This window comes from Thiobacillus denitrificans ATCC 25259, assembly GCF_000012745.1.
GTDB lineage: Bacteria > Pseudomonadota > Gammaproteobacteria > Burkholderiales > Thiobacillaceae > Thiobacillus > Thiobacillus denitrificans_B.
In genome coordinates this window covers 1827268-1842323 of record NC_007404.1, presented here as the reverse complement: position 1 = coordinate 1842323, position 15056 = coordinate 1827268, and the positions used below count along the sequence as shown (strand labels likewise).

Here is a 15056-nt window from a genome sequence, read left to right as displayed (position 1 = left end):
CCTAAGCATTCTGTCGGCCGGCCCGAGCCTTGTGCGGAGCGAGGTGCCGCAGCGTTTTCCTCACCCCTCCGCCGGTAGGACGAGACGGAAGCGCGTCCTCTGCGCGGTTGAGGTGACGCCAATCGAGCCGCCGTGCGCTTCGACGATCGATTTCACGATGGCAAGGCCAAGTCCCGCTCCGTCGCCGCTGCGCTGGCGCGCCGGGTCGACGCGGTAGAAGCGGTCGAAGAGATGGGGAAGGTGTTGCGCCGGAATCGGCATGCCGGGGTTGTCGACGAATATTTCCGCCTGTCCGCCGTGCATCGCCAACGACACCGTCACGGCCTCACCGGCTGGTGTATGACGGATCGCGTTCGCAAGCAGGTTGCTGAGTGCGCGCCGCAGCATCAGGCGGTCACCGGGCACCGAAGCTGCGCCGGCCTGCGCCAGCGACACGCCACGCTCTTCCGCCCACGCTTCGAAATAGTCGAACAGATCGCGGGTCTCACTCGCGAGGTCGACCACGCCGAGGCCCGGCTTGAGCAGGCCGTGGTCGGCCTGCGCGAGATAGAGCATGTCGCCGACCATCTGCGCCATGCGCTCGTACTCCTCCAGATTCGAGTACAGGATTTCCTTATATTCCTCGTTGCCGCGGGCATTGGAGAGCGCGACCTGGGTCTGGGTCATGAGGTTGGAAATCGGCGTGCGCAGCTCGTGCGCGATGTCGGAGGAGAACGCGGACAGCCGCCGGAACGAATCGTCCAGGCGCGCGAGCATTGCGTTGAAGGCGGAGGCGAGCGGCTGCAGTTCGGCCGGCAGCCCCGCGGTCGGTAGGCGGTCCGCCAGATGCTTGGCCGACATGCCGGCCACCGTCGCCGTTACGCGGCGCAAGGGAAAAAGCCCCCAGCGGGTGACGACCCATCCCAGCCCGGCCGTCGCGAGGGCCGCCAACACGATGGCCACGCCGAGCACCGAGCGCGCCTTGGTCATGAACTCGGCGTGGTGGGCGATGTCGAGCGCGATGGCCACGGTGTACGTCCCACCCTGCGGCATCCGCATCGCGACCGCCGTGCCGCGGTAAGGTCTTCCGGCGTGTTCCCACTCGCGCAGGCTTCCCGAGGTGCAGGCGGCCGGCCGGGCCTGGCAGTCGCGCAGCAGCGTGTCGGGGAACGTCGCACCCGAGGTCGTGAACCAGCGTTCGCCTGCCGCGTCGGTCACGGCCACGGCGAGTCCGTGGTGACCGATCAGGGCATCGTCGAGCCGGTGCGGCAGCGCGGCCAGTTTCTCCGGCGTGTCGGCGCGCGCGAACAGGCTGCGGACGAGTTCGAGCTTGCCGTCGAGTTCGTGGCGGTCTCCGGCCTTGAAATGGGCCTCCACCGCCTGGGTCAGGAAATACGCGGTGACGAGCAGGACCACGGTCGCCGCCACGGCGAAAAGCGCGCTGATCCGGGCGGTCAGCGACAGCGGTCTCATGAAGCTGCGCTTTCCGCGCTCGTCTCCAGCACGTAACCCATGCCGCGCACGGTGTGGATGAGTTTGGCGTCGAAGCCTTCGTCGATCTTGACGCGCAGCCGCCGCACCGCGACGTCGATGACATTGGTGTCCGAGTCGAAATTCATGTCCCACACCTGGGATGCGATCAGGCTACGCGGCAACACTTCGCCTTTACGGCGAAGAAACAGTTCGAGCAGGGCGAATTCCTTGGCCGTGAGATCGATCCGGCGGCCCGCGCGGGTCGCGCGGCGGCGCAGCAGATCGAGTTCGAGGTCCGCCGCCTTGAGCACGGCCGACTCGAGGGCGGCCTGCCCGCGGCGCATCAGGCTGTGGACGCGGGCGAGCAGTTCGGCAAAGGCGAAGGGCTTCACGAGATAGTCGTCGGCGCCGAGTTCCAGCCCCTTGACCCGGTCTTCGACGCGATCGCGCGCGGTCAGGAACAGCACCGGCGTACCGATGCCAGCGCGGCGCACGCCTTCGAGCACCTGCCAGCCGTCGAGACCGGGCAACATGACGTCGAGAATCATGAGGTCGTAATGCCCGGACTTGGCGAGTTCCAGTCCGTCCCACCCGTCGCGGGCGAGATCGGTGACGAAGCCGGCTTCGGTGAGCCCTTGCCTGAGGTAAGCGCCCGTTTTGGGCTCGTCTTCGACGATCAGAATTTTCATGACGTAAAACCCTGGGAAGAGCCCGCATCCTGCCACAGCGCCTCGCCGCGCCGGCACCCATTACAGATTTGTAACCCTCGCGTCAGATTGCTGTTGGGCGCAGCGCGCCAAGATGCCGTCACCAAAACGTGTCGTCCCGGCGGGAGAAGACGTAATCCTGCCTGCGCGACGGCGAGCCGGTCGCGCCGAGACGCGGTCCGGACACTCGAGAACATTATGCGACACACGGTGTTGATTTTCGTCGGCTTGCTCCTCGCCCAGCCGGCCTGCGCGGGGAACCTGCGCACGGCCCTCGATCAGGCCTGGGATCGGAATCCCGACGCCCGAGTACTCGAAGCGAGGCGCGCCGAGAGCGATGCCCAGGCGGTCGCGGCAAACAGCCTGCTGCCGGGCGCGCCCGCGCTCGTCGTCGGCCATCGCAGCGACCAATTGAACGACGACGCCGGGGCCCGCGAGTGGGAAGCCGGGGTCGAGATGCCGATGTGGCTGCCAGGCCAACGCGGGGCGCGCCAACGCGAGGCCCACGCCGGCCGCTCCGGGCTCGAGGCCAGCATCCGCGCGCTGCGTTTGAAGCTCGCCGGAGAGTTGCGCGAAACGATCTGGCAACTGCGTGCGACGCAGGCGCAAATCCAGCTTGACGAAGCGCGCGTGCAGACCGCCGAAAAGCTTGCGCAAGACGTCGCCAAGCGCGTGCGCGCCGGAGAACTCGCGAGGACCGACCTGAATCTGGCGCAGAACGAGTGGCGCAGCGCGCAGGCCATCTTGCTGCAAAGCCGCAGCGAGCTGCTGCAGGCCGAGCAGGCCTACGCCGCGCTGACGGGCGACACCACGCCGCCTGAGGACAGTGCCGAGGACGCGCGGGCTCAAGCCTTGTCCGACGACCATCCGCTGCTCGAAGAAGCGCGTCTGGCGATCGACGTCGCGCAGGCGCAGGTCGAGGTGGCGCGGCAATCGCGTCGCGACAATCCCGAAGTCGCCCTCAGCACGCGCCGCGAGCGCAACGCGCGCGAACCCTACGCGAACACCGTCGCGCTCGAACTGCGCCTGCCTCTGGCCACCGCTGCACGCAATCTGCCGCTTACGAGCGCCGCGCAGACTGCGCTGACGGGCGCGCGGAGCGAATACCGCCGCCTCGGCGTCGCGCTCGAGCACCGCAGACAGCAGGCCGAGCAGGCACTCGCGGCCGCCGACCAGTTGCTTGCGCTCGCGCAGCAGCAGCGCGACGCGGCGCGCGAAAACCTCGGCCTGATCCAGAAAGCCTTCGATCTCGGCGAAACCGACCTGTTCACGCTAATGCGCGTTCGCACGGCGGCCTTCGAGGCGGAACAGGCCTACAGCCAACAGCAGATCGCCCAGGCGCTGGCCCGCGCCCGCCTCAATCAAGCTCAAGGAGTTTTGCCGTGATCGTTGTCAATCCAAGGTCGGCTTTCGCGGCATGGACCCTCGCGGTGCTGCTGGTGTCGATCGCGTCGTCCGTCCTTGCGGGTGGCGGCGACGACCACAGCCACGGCCCCGAGGTCGCGTTGCCCGTCCAGATCGATACGGGGGGTCGACGCTTCGAGTTGACCTCGCCCGAGGTCGAACTCGCCGGCGAACTCAAGGACGGCAGGCTCAGCGTCTACGCCGACCGTTATGCGACCAACGAGCCGATTCTCGACGCGAAGATTCAACTGGAAAGCGGCGAGCGCAAGCTTCCGCTGCACGCGACCGAAGACGGCCGCTACGAGGCGACGGCGGACTGGCTCAAGCAGGCCGGCACCTACGAAATCGTCGTGAGCGTCGAAGCGGAGGGGCTCCAGGATTTGCTGGTCGGCACACTCGAGATACCGCCTTCGCCGGCCGGGACCGAGTCCGGTCGTGACTGGCTCGAGTCCGGGAAATGGGCGGCGGCCGGCCTTGGCGTGTTAGTGGCGCTGCTGCTTCTCGGACGGCGCGTGCGCCGCCGCCGGAACACGACACTGGCGCTGGCCTTGCCCGTGTTCGCCGCCGTGGCGCTCGCGGCCCACAGCGTGCCCGGTTTCGCCCACGGCGACGACGACCACGGTGAGGAAACCAAGCCGGCGACGATGCCGGCCGCGGGCGTGGCCCGGGGCGGGGCTTCGGCGAAGCGGCTGCCGGACGGCGGTGTCTTCGTACCCAAGGCCGTGCAACGGCTGCTCGGTATCCGGACCGTGCTCGGCGAGCCGCGCGACATCGCCAGGACGGTCGAACTCAACGGCCACGTCATGCCCGATCCGAGCTTCAGCGGGCGGGTGCAGTCGAGCCAGTCGGGGCGCGTCGCCCAGCCGAAGGGCGGATTTCCGGCGATCGGCATGAAGGTGCGCAAGGGCCAGGTCCTCGCTTACGTCGAACCGGCGGCAAGCAGCATCGAGAAGGGCAATCAGCAGGCGCAACTCGCCGAGCTGGCGAGCGCACTCGGGCTTGCCGAACGGCGCGCCGCACGGCTCGAGCAGCTCGTCGGCAGCCTGCCGCAAAAGGAGATCGAGGCGGCCCGCGCCGAAGCGGTGAGCCTCAGGGCGCGCAAGGCGGCGGTCGCGGCGAGTCTCTATCAGCGCGAAGCCTTGCGCGCGCCGGTCGCGGGCGTGATCAGCCAGGCCGCGGTGGTCGCGGGACAGGTCGTCGAGGCGCGCGAAGTCCTGTTCGAGATCGTCGATCCGACCCGCTTGCGCGTCGAGGCGGTCGCCTACGACTCCGCGCTCTCGGGGCAGGTGGCGGGCGCCGCCGGCACGACCGCGGGCGGTGAACCGCTCGCGCTAGCGTTCATCGGCCAGAGCTATCAACTGCGCGAACAGGCCTTGCCGATGCAGTTCGCCGTCAAACCGCCGGTGCCGGTGCTGAGCGTCGGCCAGCCGGTGAAGGTGTTCGTCGAGACGCGGCAGACGGTCCGCGGCGTCGCGCTGCCGCAGACGAGCCTCACCCGCAACGCCGGCGGCGAGACGACTGTCTGGGTGCACGCATCGGCGGAGCGCTTCGTGGCCAAGCCGGTGCGCGCGCAGGCGATCGACGCCGATACCGTCGCGGTCGTCGAGGGCCTGCATGAAGGCGACCGCGTCGTGACCCAGGGCGCGGCATCGCTCGCACAGATCCGCTAGGGGCCGGCGTGTTCAAGACCCTCATTCAGGCCAGCCTCAGACAGCGCCTTTTCGTCGTCGCAGCGTCGCTGCTGCTGCTCGTCTACGGCATGCTCACGCTCAAGCAGTTGCCGGTCGACGTGTTCCCCGACCTCAACAAGCCCACCGTCACGCTCATGACCGAAGCCGAGGGCATGGCGCCCGAGGAGGTCGAGCAACTCATCAGCTTTCCGGTCGAGACCGCGATGAACGGCATCCCGGGCGTCACGCGCGTGCGCTCGGTCTCGGGCATCGGCCTGTCGATCGTCTACGTCGAGTTCGACTGGGGTACCGACATCTACCGCAACCGCCAGCAGATCGCCGAGCGCCTGTCCCTGGTCAAGGAGCAGCTGCCCGCCGGGGTCACGCCGCAGATGGGGCCGATCAGTTCGATCATGGGCGAGATCATGCTGATCGCGATGACCGCCGACCCGACGCGGGCGAATCCGATGCAGGTGCGCGAACTGGCGGACTGGGTCGTGCGCCCGCGGCTGCTGACGATTCCCGGCGTGTCGCAGGTGATTCCGATCGGCGGCGAGGTCAAGCAATACCGGGTGACGCCCGATCCGGTCGCGCTCGATCGCCTCGGCGTCACGCTCGAACAGATCGAGCGGGCGATGGCGAATTTTGCGACCAATACGAGCGGCGGCTTTCTCGAATCGCAGGCGCAGGAATACCTGATTCGCAATATCGGGCGCACGACCCGGCTCGAAGACCTGAAGGGCCTGGTGATCGACTACCGCGGCGGCATCCCGGTCGTGCTCGAACAGGTCGCCCGGGTCGACTTCGCGGCCCGCCTCAAGCGCGGCGACGCGAGCTTCATGGGCAAGCCCGCGGTCATCCTGTCGGTGCAGAAGCAGCCGGGCGCCGATACGGTCAAGCTCACCCGCGAAATCGAGGCCGCGCTCGGCGAACTGAACAAGAACATGCCGGCGGGGATTGCGGCGAAAGACATCCTGTTCAAGCAGGCGAATTTCATCGAAAGCTCGGTGAGCAACGTCGAGGAAGCCCTGCGCGACGGCGCGATCATGGTCGCTGTCGTGCTGTTCCTGTTCCTGCTCAATTTCCGCACCACCTTCATTTCGCTGACCGCGATCCCGATCTCGATTCTGATCACAGTGCTCGTCTTCAAGTATTTCGGGCTGTCGATCAACACGATGACGCTGGGCGGGCTCGCGATCGCGATCGGCGAACTCGTCGACGACGCGGTCGTCGGCGTCGAGAACGTGTTCCGTCGCCTCAAGCAGAATCGCGCCGAGGGCGACAGGATTCCGGTGCTCGACGTCATCGCCGCGGCGACGCTCGAAGTGCGCTCGGCGATCGTCTACGCGACGCTGATCATCGTGCTCGTGTTCGTGCCGCTGTTCGTCCTGTCCGGCATCGAGGGCCGCCTGTTCGCGCCGCTCGGCGTCGCCTACATCGTCTCGATTTTGGCGAGCATGCTCGTGTCGGTCACGCTGACCCCGGTGCTGTGCTACTACCTGCTGCCGAAGATGAAGCGCCTCGAGCACGCGGACAGCCCCGTGGTCGCCAAACTCAAGCACTGGGACACGGGCCTGCTGCGCTGGTCGTTCGACCACGCCAAGTTCGTGCTCGGCGGCGGCCTGCTCGCCGTGGCGCTCGCGGCGGCGGCGGTGCCGTTCTTCCCGCGATCCTTCCTGCCCGCGTTCAACGAAGGCACGCTCACGATCTCGGTCGTCATGAACCCGGGGACCTCGCTATCCGAGGCCAACCGCATCGGCACCCTGGCGGAGCAGCTGATCCTGCAGGTACCCGAAGTGACCCAGGTCGGGCGGCGAACGGGCCGCGCCGAACTCGACGAGCACGCGGAGGGCGTGCACTACAGCGAGATCGACGCCGATCTGAAAGAATCCGCGCGCTCCCGTGACACCGTGTTGCAGGACATTCGTACCCGCCTTGCGGCGCTGCCGGCTTCGGTCAACACCGGCCAACCGATCTCGCACCGGCTCGACCACATGCTGTCCGGCGTGCGCGCGCAAATCGTGCTCAAGATCTTCGGCGACGACGTCGACACGCTGCGCGGCGTTGCCGCGGATCTGCAGACGCGGCTCGCCAAAATACCGGGGCTGGTCGACCTGCAGCTCGAAAAACAGGTGCGCATCCCGCAGCTGCAGATCCGCGTGGATTACGCCAAGGCCAGGCAGTACGGTGTCACGCCCGCGGCGATCAACACCGCGCTCGAGACGCTTTCGAACGGCGCGACGGTCGCGCAGGTCATCGAAGGCAGCCGCCGCTTCGACGTCGTGATCCGCCTCGACGATGCCGATCGCGGCGCGCAGGGCCTGAGCCGCCTGCTGGTGGAAACGCCGAGCGGACGCATCCCGCTCGGCCTCATCGCCGAAATCGACGACAGCGACGGGCCGAACCAGATCCTGCGCGAGAACAGCCGCCGCCGCATGGTGCTGATGGCGAACAGCGACGGCACCGACATGGCGCAGATCGTCCGCGACATTCGCGCCGAGCTCGCCCGCTATCCGCTGCAGGAGGGCTACTTCACCCAGCTCGAAGGCCAGTTCCAGGCGCAGGAAGAAGCCAGCCGGCTGATTACCGGGCTTTCGCTGGTGTCGCTCGCGATGATCTTTCTGGTTCTGTACAGCCGCTACAAGTCGGCGGTGCTGTCGCTGATGATCATGGGCAACATTCCGCTCGCGCTGGTCGGCAGCGTCATCGCCTTGTGGATGTCGGGCGGCGCGCTGTCGGTCGCGAGCCTGGTCGGCTTCATCACGCTGGCGGGCATCAGTACGCGCAACGGCATCCTGAAAATCAGCCACTACATCAACCTCGTTGCGCACGAGGGCGAGAACTTCGACCGGAAAATGATCATTCGCGGCAGCCTCGAACGCCTGACACCCGTGCTCATGACCGCGCTGGTCGCGGCCTTCGCGCTGATTCCGCTGCTGTTGTCGGGCGGCGATCCCGGCAAGGAAATCCTGCACCCGGTCGCGGTCGTGATTTTCGGCGGGCTCGTGAGTTCCACGCTGCTCGATACGATTCTGACGCCCGTGATGTTCTATTTGTGGGGCGAAAAACCCACGCGCAAACTCATCGCCGAGGGCGCGAAGGAAAACTTCTGATTCGAACCGACAGGAGAAACGCGATGCGAAGCCTCCGCAATCCGCAATCTTTATTTTTCATCTCAAGGAGCCGCAGCATGAACCCTCTGAAGCCCATTGTCCTCGCCGCCGCGTTGCTGTTTTCGCAAGGCGCATTCGCCCACAGCGACGACTATCTCGACACGCAGACCGCGCCGCACGGCGGGCAGTTGCGCATGGTCGGGCAGTACCACTTCGAACTCGTCGTCAAGGCGGGCGAGGTCAGCGTCTACGTCACCGACCACGGCGGCAACAAGATCGCCACCGACGGTGCCCGCGGCACTGCGACCCTGCTCTCGAGCAAGGGCAAGGCGAGCGTGAAGCTTGCGCCAGCGGGCGACAACCGGATGAAGGGCGCGGGCAAGTTCGAACTCGCACCTGACATGAAGGTCGTCGTGTCGCTCGCGCTGGCCGGCGAGCCGGCGCAGCAAGGTCGCTTCACACCGATGCAGAAGACGCAATCGGCGCCGGCCGCGATGCATTCGCACTAGGCCGTCGGCAGCGCGCGTCGCCGAGGCCGACGCGGGTCGCCCTCAGCGCGCGGTCGCTCGACGAATGCGCGACCGGCCGGGCTGACGCCAGGCGAGCATGTCGATAAACTGGGCGAACGCGCGCTGCACGTTCCATGCCGGTCCATCGCCAAGCCATCGACAGCGCGCCAGCCAGATCGAAAGGAGCGCACGGATCAATTCATTGCGGCGAATCCAGCGGATCGTCATCGGCATTCTGGCCGTGCTCGTTTTCGTACCCGCCGCGCGGGCGCAGGCCGAAGCCGCTCCGGTGCGGATCGGCGTGCTCGCCTTTCTTGGCTGGGAGGCGGCGTTTTCCGACTGGGGGCCGCTCGCGCAGCATCTCGGGTCGGCCCTGCCGGGACGGCGTTTCGCGCTCGCCTACTACGACGCGGCCGGCTTGCGCGAGGCGGTGCGTCGCGAGGAAGTCGATTTCGTCATCACCAACAGCGGCCACTACGCCGCGCTCGAATCGGAGCTCGGGATCAGCCGCATCGCCACGCTCGATTCGCCGAGCGTGCCGTCCCCCGCGCGGGCGATCGGTTCGGCAGTGATCGCCCGCGCAGATCGTGATGATCTCGAGGTGCTCGCCGATCTCAAGGGCCAGCGTGTCGCGGCCGTGGGCGAGGAGGCGTTCGGCGGGTTTCAGGTGGCATGGCGCGAACTGCGGCGGCAGGGGATCGAACCGGAGGACTTCGCGCAGCTCGATTTCCTCGGCTTTCCGATATCGCGCATCGTGACCGCGATCGCCGACGGCGAGGCCGACGCCGGAATCGTGCGCGCGTGCCTGCTCGAGGAACTGGCGCGCAGCGGCGCCGTGCGGCTCGCCGACTTCAAGGTGCTCTCACCGCGCCGCGAGCCCGGCTTCAGCTGCGGCCTGTCGACCGAGCTCTATCCCGATTGGCCGATCGCGACGCTGCGTCACACCGATCTGCGCCTCGCCAAGGCGGTCGCCGCCGCGCTGCTGGCGATGCCGCCCACGCCCAAGGGCTACGCCTGGACCGCGCCGGTCGACTACCGGCCGGTGCACGACTTGTTTCGCGACCTCGAGATCGGGCCCTACAGCTATCTGGGCGAGAACACGCTGCAGGCGCTCGCCCGCCGTCACTGGCCGTTCCTGCTGTTCTTTTTCGCGGCGCTGGGGGGCTGGGTGATACACGCCGTTCGCGTCGAGCAGCAGGTCCACGCCCGCACGGCCGCGCTGCGCGCAGCGCTGGCCGAGCGCGACGCGGCGGAGGCCGGCATGCGCGCGCACCAGGAGCAGCTCGATCATCTCTCGCGTCTCTCGGTCCTCGGCGAGCTCTCGGGAACGCTCGCCCACGAACTGAACCAGCCGCTCGCCGCGATCGGCAACTACGCGCAGAGCCTGCTGCGGCGGCTCGAGAGCGGGCGTTATACCCCCGCGATCTTGGCCGAGGCGAGCGAGGAAATCGCCGTGCAGGCCGAGCGCGCCGGCGGCATCGTGCGCCGCATCCGCGCGTTCGCGAGCAAGCGCGCGGCCGTACGCGAAAAGCGCCCGCTGCGCGAAGTCGTGCAGGAGGCGACGACGCTGTTCGGCGCGATGCTGCCCGCCGCGCCGCGCGTCGAGATCGACGACCGCCTGCCGGCCGGCGCGGTCGTCGACGCCGACGTGCTGCAGATGCAGCAGGTTCTGCTCAACCTGCTCAAAAACGCCGCCGACGCGATGCAGGAGCTTGCGCCGCGCGAGCGCGCGATCGGGCTCGTGCTCGACCAGGTGGGACCTCACTACCGGATCGGCGTGCGCGACCGCGGCGCCGGCGTGCCGGCGGGCTCGGCGCAGCACCTGTTCGAGCCCTTTTTTACGACCAAGCCCGACGGCATGGGACTCGGCCTGTCGATCTGCAAGACCATCGTCGAGGCCCACGGCGGTCGCCTGTGGGCCGAGGCCAACGCCGCCCCGCCCGGCATGACTTTTTTCTTCACGCTGCCCGCCGATGCCCAGCTCGCCTGACACCGCTCTGATCCATATCGTCGACGACGACGAAGCACTGCGCCGCTCGCTGCTGTTCCTGTTCGATTCGGTCGGCTGGCGCGCGCAGGCCTACGCCAGCGCCGACGAATTTCTTGCCGCGTACCGGCCCGGCGCGCCCGGCTGCCTCGTGCTCGATATCCGCATGCCGGGCATGAGCGGGCTCGAACTGCAGCAGGTTCTGCGCGCGCGCGGCGAGGTGCTGCCGGTGATTTTCATCACCGGGCACGGCGACGTCTCGCTGGCCGTGCAGGCGATGAAGCAGGAGGCCTGCGATTTTCTGGAAAAGCCGTTCAAGGATCAGGCGCTGCTCGACGCGGTCGGGCAGGCGGTCCGGCGCAGCCGCGACGATCTCGCCGTCGAGGCGCGCCGCAACCAGGCGCATGCGCTGCTCGAGCGACTGTCGCCGCGCGAGCGCGAGGTCGCGCGCCGCGTCGCGCGCGGCCTGCCGAACAAGCTCATCGCGCGCGAACTCGACATCAGCGAAAAGACGGTGCACGTGCACCGCCAGCACGTCATGGAAAAGACGCACACCGGGTCGGCCGCCGAATTGGCGCGGCTGATGCTGCGCGCCGATCCGGCCGATCTCGACTGAGCGGCGGACCGCTCGGGCCCTGCCCGCCGCGCCTGCCTAAAACCCGCGCCGACGCAACTTCTGCACACCCTGCACGTAGGTGAGCGCCTTCGCCAGCTCCACTTCGAGCCGGGCGTAGGCGTCCGCCGTGACGCGGTCCTTCAGGACCGCTTCGGCCCTGTGCTTCTCAGCGTGGAGGTCCGCTTCCGCGAGCGCTTTTTCCCGCATCGCGACGTCGGCGAGCAGCGTCACCTTGTAGGGTTGCACCTCGAGCATGCCGCCCGAGACGTAGACGATCTCCTCCTCGGCCTGATACGGAATTCTCAGCCGCACGGCGCCGGGCTTGAGACGGGTGAGCAGCGGCGCATGCCCGGGGTAGATGCCGACCGCACCCATCTCGGCCGGCGCGACGACCGACTCGACGATGCCCGAGAAGAGTGAGCCTTCGACACTCACCACGTCCAGGCGCATCGTCATTGCCATGCTTCGTCTCCTCTCGCTCGTGCGGCCTCGGTGTGAAGCTTACGCGCGCGCCACGCTCGCGGGCAGCCCGTTGCGCACCGAAGTGCCCGACACCGCATCGACCCAGACCGATTTGCCCTGGCGCGTCGGGTCGGCCAGACCGAGGTCGTTGAGGTTGACGCCGGCGCCGATCGCCGCGATCTCGGGCTGCCGCGTGCCGCCCATGCGGTGCGCGCGGGCGCCGAGTTCGCGGTGGCCGAAGCCGTGTTCGACCGCGAGCACGCCCTGCATCACTCCGGCGTGGACGATCACGCGGCCGCGCGCGCTGCCGCCTGGCGTGCGGATCAGCGCGTCGTCGCCGTTTTTCAGCCCGAAGCGCGCCGCGTCGGCCGGATGCATCAGCACCGGGTTTTCCGGGTGAATTCCGCGTAGGCGCGAGGCCGCGATCGAATAGGAGTTCTGCAGCGCCGACTTGAAGCTGACGAGTTGCAGCGGCCACTCCGCTTCGGGGTAGTGCGTGCGCATCGCGCTGCCGTCGGCGAAGCCCGGCTCGGCCCAGGTCGCGCAGCCGACGAAGCGTTTGCCGGTGATGCTGTTTTTCGCCGCGCCGAGGTTTTCGTTGTAGATCTGCAGGCCCTTGTCGAAACGGTTGGTCATCCATTCCGGGTTGTCGGCGCTGTAGGTCTCCTTGGCCGGCTGGTAGCGTCCGCCGCGGGCGAGGATGAAGGCGACCTTGCGCACCTCCTCGGGCTTGAGCGTGCGCTCCAGCAGCGGCCGCAGGCGCTCGACGCCGGACAGCAGCATGTCATCGTCGCTGGCGTCGGCGACCGGTTCCTTGCCGAGCCAGGCGATGTTCGCGCCACCGCGCAGGTACCAGTCTTCCGGCCGCTCGAGCGGGTAGGTGTCGCCGTCCATGTCCGCGATCGCGCCCGGGCCGAAACCGGGCAGCGCCAGCGCGCGGGCGAGCGCGATGAAGAAGGTCTCCATGCCGATCGCCTGGCCGTCCGCCAGCTTGTCGGCCTTGGGCTCGACCACCGGCCAGCGCGCCGTGCTCGCCTTGGTCGGTACGCCGCCCCAGGCCGTGGCCCAGCCCCAGCTTTCGTACAGCAGGGAGTCGGGCACGATGTAGTCGGCGAAGGCGCTGCTTTCGTTGATGAGCGGATCGACGGCGACGATCAGCGGAATCTTCTTAGGATCTTTCAAGTCCTGTTCCACCTGCGCACGCAGGCCCGGAATGCCGTACACCGGGTTGGCGCTCCAGACGAACAGTGCCTTGAGGCCGTAGGGATAGCCGTTGGCGGCACCGGTCAGCCACTCGGTGGCGAGGCCGGGCGCATTCGGAAACCAGGGCGCCTGCGCGGGGTAGGCCTTGCCCGAAGCCTTCTTCGCGGCGAACTCGGCGGTTTTCTCGTAGGGGGCGTTGCGGCCGAGCGGGAGACCCTTAGGCTTCTCGATCATGCCGGGGAAGCTTTCGAGGTCGTAGCGCGGGCCGGCGCCCACGTCCTTGAAGCCGCCGCCGTTCATCGCGAGGCCGCCCTTCCAGTTCAGGTTGCCGATCAGCGCGTTCAGCGTCACGACGCCGTAGGCGTTGTAGAAACCGTTGCCGGCCATCATGCCGCCGTGCGCGACGGCCGCCGCGCGCTTGCCGTGGCTCGAGAATTCCTTGGCGAGGGCGGCGATCGTACCGGCTGGGATGCCGCAAGCCGCGGCGTATTCCTCGAGGCTGTGCGCGAGCGCCTGCTCGTGCAGCAGCAGCAGCGAGGACTTGACCTTGAGCGGGGCGCCGCCGACCTCGACCGTGCCGTCGACGAAGATCTGCGCCGGCCCGGTCGCCTGGTCGTGGTGCACGGCGCCGTCGGCGCCCATCACGACGAAGGGGTCCTTGTCCTTGTAGCGTTCGTCCTCGGGCAGTTCGAGCCCGAGGTCGGAGCCGCGCAGGAAACGGCCCTGGCGCGGATGGCCGGGTTCGACGACGACGAGGTGGGTCGCGTTGCTCCACGACGGCTCGCCGGCGGCCTTCGCCACCGCGAGGTTGGGGTGGGAGAGATACCTGGCGTCGTAGCCGCCGTTTTCGAACATCCAGCGCATCATGCCCATGACCAGCGCGCCGTCGGTGCCGGGCTTGATCGGAACCCAGCGGCCGCGTTCGCCTGCCGCCAGGTTGTTGGTGTTGGTCAGCACCGGGTCGACGACGACGTAGTTCAGTTTGCCGTCGCTGCGGCCGCGGGCCAGCATCGCGCCCTGGCGCTTGAACGGGTTGCCGGCGTTGGCGGGCGCGGTGCCGATGAACAGCGCGAATTCCGTGTTGGCGAAATCGGGCTTGCCGTGCGGCATCTTTTTCATGTCGCCGAACAGCGCGCCGGAGCCGGAGCGGTAGGCACCGCCGCAATAGGAGCCGTGGCCGACGAAGTTGATCGTGCCATAGGCCTGCTGCATGAAGCGTTTGGCGAAAGGCAGGCGGCCGTCGTTGACGCTCGTGATCAGCGCGACCTGGTTGACCTTGGGCCCAAGTTCCGGGCGCTGCGGGTCGATCGGCGTCTTCAGGTCGCGCAGGGCCTTGAGGCCCTCGACCGGGCCTTCACCGAAAAGGTCGCCGCCCTCGGTCAGTTCGTGCACCAGCTGCTCGAAGGAAATCGGTTCCCATTGCCCCGAATTGCGCGGGCCGACCCGCTTCATCGGACGCAGGACGCGGAACGGCGAGTCCATCTGCTCGAGCACGGCATTGCCGCGGCCGCAGGCGGTCGAGCGCATCGCCAGCCCCTTGTCCTGGTAGCCCGAAATCGCGACGAAGCTGTCGCGGATCGAGGCCTTCATCGGCAGGTGCGGCTCGGTGGAGAGTGGGCTGTAGGGATTGCCGGCGACGCGCAGCACCTTGCCGCTGGCGCGGTCGATGCGCACGCGCACGCCGCACTGGGTGGTGCAGCCGAGACAGCTCGTGTAGCTCACCTGCTGCGCCGGGTTCACCTCGAGCGCGCCGGTCGCCGGGTCGATCTTGAACTCGGGCGCGAGCGAGGCGCCGTGGTACTGGGCCTTGGGCGCCTCGCCGTCGAGCAGCGGGCTGACCATGCGCTTGGCGGTGGCGCTGAAGCCGGTGCCGAAGGCGGCCAGGCCCCCGAAGGCGAGAATCTTGCGACGGGTGGTGAAGGTGGTCATGACA

At 68.1% G+C, this 15056-nt stretch carries 11 protein-coding genes; 6 read left to right on the top strand and 5 right to left on the bottom strand.

Annotated elements, in window-relative coordinates; translation table 11 throughout:
• Positions 1-60: 60 nt before the first annotated feature.
• The gene (locus TBD_RS08765) at positions 61-1452 is read right to left on the bottom strand and encodes a heavy metal sensor histidine kinase (protein WP_011312262.1); all 1392 of its coding nucleotides are present in this window, start codon (positions 1450-1452) and stop codon (positions 61-63) included.
• The gene (locus TBD_RS08760; protein ID WP_041432614.1) at positions 1449-2141 is read right to left on the bottom strand and encodes a heavy metal response regulator transcription factor; all 693 of its coding nucleotides are present in this window, start codon (positions 2139-2141) and stop codon (positions 1449-1451) included. Before TBD_RS08760 ends, TBD_RS08765 begins: the two co-directional genes overlap by 4 nt.
• Before the next feature lie 216 nt (positions 2142-2357).
• Between TBD_RS08760 and TBD_RS08755 the strand changes: the two genes are divergently transcribed.
• The 4 genes from TBD_RS08755 (at position 2358) to TBD_RS08740 (ending at position 8855) form a co-directional block, all read left to right on the top strand.
• The gene (locus TBD_RS08755) at positions 2358-3545 is read left to right on the top strand and encodes a TolC family protein (RefSeq protein ID WP_011312260.1); all 1188 of its coding nucleotides are present in this window, start codon (positions 2358-2360) and stop codon (positions 3543-3545) included.
• Positions 3542-5233 carry an HlyD family efflux transporter periplasmic adaptor subunit gene (locus tag TBD_RS08750; RefSeq protein WP_011312259.1) on the top strand — a complete coding sequence of 564 codons (1692 nt, stop codon included), beginning with the start codon at positions 3542-3544 and terminating at the stop codon, positions 5231-5233. Before TBD_RS08755 ends, TBD_RS08750 begins: the two co-directional genes overlap by 4 nt.
• An 8-nt stretch (positions 5234-5241) precedes the next feature.
• A complete protein-coding gene (locus TBD_RS08745; protein WP_011312258.1) occupies positions 5242-8346 on the top strand; it encodes an efflux RND transporter permease subunit in 3105 nt (1034 codons plus the stop codon).
• 77 nt (positions 8347-8423) lie between these two features.
• Positions 8424-8855, top strand: a complete 432-nt coding sequence (locus TBD_RS08740) for a hypothetical protein (RefSeq protein ID WP_041432611.1) — start codon at positions 8424-8426, stop codon at positions 8853-8855.
• A gap of 42 nt (positions 8856-8897) precedes the next feature.
• Here the strand turns inward: TBD_RS08740 and TBD_RS15040 are convergent, their stop codons facing one another.
• Positions 8898-9089, bottom strand: coding sequence for a hypothetical protein (locus TBD_RS15040; protein ID WP_202943203.1), 192 nt, complete (start codon positions 9087-9089; stop codon positions 8898-8900).
• Between the two features lie 7 nt (positions 9090-9096).
• Between TBD_RS15040 and TBD_RS08735 the strand changes: the two genes are divergently transcribed.
• Both TBD_RS08735 and TBD_RS08730 read left to right on the top strand, forming a co-directional pair.
• On the top strand, positions 9097-10845 hold the full coding sequence (locus TBD_RS08735; RefSeq protein WP_202943202.1) for a sensor histidine kinase: 1749 nt from the start codon (positions 9097-9099) through the stop codon (positions 10843-10845).
• Positions 10829-11458 (top strand): response regulator transcription factor, encoded by a 630-nt coding sequence (locus tag TBD_RS08730; protein WP_011312255.1) that lies wholly within the window; start codon positions 10829-10831, stop codon positions 11456-11458. Before TBD_RS08735 ends, TBD_RS08730 begins: the two co-directional genes overlap by 17 nt.
• Positions 11459-11494: 36 nt before the next feature.
• Here TBD_RS08730 and TBD_RS08725 read toward each other — a convergent pair whose 3' ends face one another.
• Positions 11495-11920, bottom strand: coding sequence for a F0F1 ATP synthase subunit epsilon (locus TBD_RS08725; protein WP_011312254.1), 426 nt, complete (start codon positions 11918-11920; stop codon positions 11495-11497).
• Between the two features lie 39 nt (positions 11921-11959).
• On the bottom strand, positions 11960-15052 hold the full coding sequence (locus tag TBD_RS08720; protein ID WP_041432610.1) for a tetrathionate reductase subunit A: 3093 nt from the start codon (positions 15050-15052) through the stop codon (positions 11960-11962).
• Between the last annotated feature and the right edge of the window lie 4 nt (positions 15053-15056).

What these genes read in the sequence shown, in the direction of transcription:
- TBD_RS08765 (WP_011312262.1), bottom strand. Translation starts at nt 1,452, where the DNA reads ATGAGACCGCTGTCGCTGACCGCCCGGATCAGCGCGCTTTTCGCCGTG.
- TBD_RS08760 (WP_041432614.1), bottom strand. Translation starts at nt 2,141, where the DNA reads ATGAAAATTCTGATCGTCGAAGACGAGCCCAAAACGGGCGCTTACCTC.
- TBD_RS08755 (WP_011312260.1), top strand. Translation starts at nt 2,358, where the DNA reads ATGCGACACACGGTGTTGATTTTCGTCGGCTTGCTCCTCGCCCAGCCG.
- TBD_RS08740 (WP_041432611.1), top strand. Translation starts at nt 8,424, where the DNA reads ATGAACCCTCTGAAGCCCATTGTCCTCGCCGCCGCGTTGCTGTTTTCG.
- TBD_RS15040 (WP_202943203.1), bottom strand. Translation starts at nt 9,089, where the DNA reads ATGCCGATGACGATCCGCTGGATTCGCCGCAATGAATTGATCCGTGCG.
- TBD_RS08730 (WP_011312255.1), top strand. Translation starts at nt 10,829, where the DNA reads ATGCCCAGCTCGCCTGACACCGCTCTGATCCATATCGTCGACGACGAC.
- TBD_RS08725 (WP_011312254.1), bottom strand. Translation starts at nt 11,920, where the DNA reads ATGGCAATGACGATGCGCCTGGACGTGGTGAGTGTCGAAGGCTCACTC.
- TBD_RS08720 (WP_041432610.1), bottom strand. Translation starts at nt 15,052, where the DNA reads ATGACCACCTTCACCACCCGTCGCAAGATTCTCGCCTTCGGGGGCCTG.